The organism is Oleiphilus sp. HI0132 (assembly GCF_001635845.1).
In genome coordinates this window covers 1-1,011 of the sequence record NZ_LWGJ01000244.1, presented here as the reverse complement: position 1 = coordinate 1,011, position 1,011 = coordinate 1, and the positions used below count along the sequence as shown (strand labels likewise).

1 protein-coding gene is annotated in these 1,011 nt (G+C 42.6%); it reads left to right on the top strand.

Annotation, left to right across the window (positions count from 1 at the left end; all coding sequences use genetic code 11):
- Positions 1 to 89: 89 nt before the first annotated feature.
- A partial coding sequence (locus A3766_RS03015; RefSeq protein WP_156508643.1) for a PP2C family serine/threonine-protein phosphatase occupies positions 90 to 1,011 on the top strand: 922 nt, incomplete at its 3' end.

The following is a 1,011-nucleotide window of genomic DNA, read 5'->3' as shown; positions in this document are numbered from 1 at the left end:
GAAAATTAAGATTTTAATCTAAAGGGGGTGTTATTTTGCTACTTATTGACGCAATAATACCCATAATAAATAAGTGAGTGAAATATCAGATGCATCTAGAAAGCGGGCTTCGTACAAGTGCAGGGCAAATATCAGTAAAGGGCTTAAAGCACCAAAATGAAGATTCTGTCGGAATATACGTCCCGAAAGAGCCTCTATTAACTGTAAAGGGAATGGTTGCTATTGTTGCAGATGGAGTCAGTAGTGCAGAGGCGGGCAAGGAGGCAAGCGAAACCTGCGTTAAGAACTTTATCTCCGACTTCTTCAGTACACCTGACTCCTGGACAGTTAAAAACTCAGCTCAAAAAGTATTAACGGCTTTGAATCGTTGGTTATATGGGCAGGGGGTTGGTTATCTTCAGGCTGAGCATGGCTATATCAGTACAATGTCGACCTTGGTTATCAAGTCGCGTGTCGCGCATATATTTCATATCGGCGATAGCCGAGTGTACCGCCTTCGGGGAAATAACTTTGAGCAGCTCACGCATGACCATTCCGCCAGAGTAAGTAAGGATTCCACTTATCTTACTCGTGCAATGGGAATGGATTTAATGCTTGATGTCGACTATTACTCGGAGGATGTCGAATCTGGTGATATCTTTTTTCTGAGTACCGACGGTATTCATGATTTTATCAACGATAAACGTATAAAAGAAGTCATTGCTAAGGCGGTTGATTGCAAGTCGGATGAATTTACCGGGCTTTGTGAGAGTTTGGTTGATATTGCACTCGAAAACGGCTCCGATGATAACTTGAGTTGCCAGATTGTCAGAGTCGATGCTTTGCCTTGTCCAAATGCCGAAGATGCCTACGTAAAGCTTTCAGACTTACCCTTCCCACCAGAGCTTTCCCCTGGAATGTCTATTGACGGCTACCATGTGATAAAAGAGCTACATGCCAGTAATCGATCACAAGTATATTTGGTAAAAGATCATAACACTGACAAGTTACATGCTATGAAAACGCCTTCAG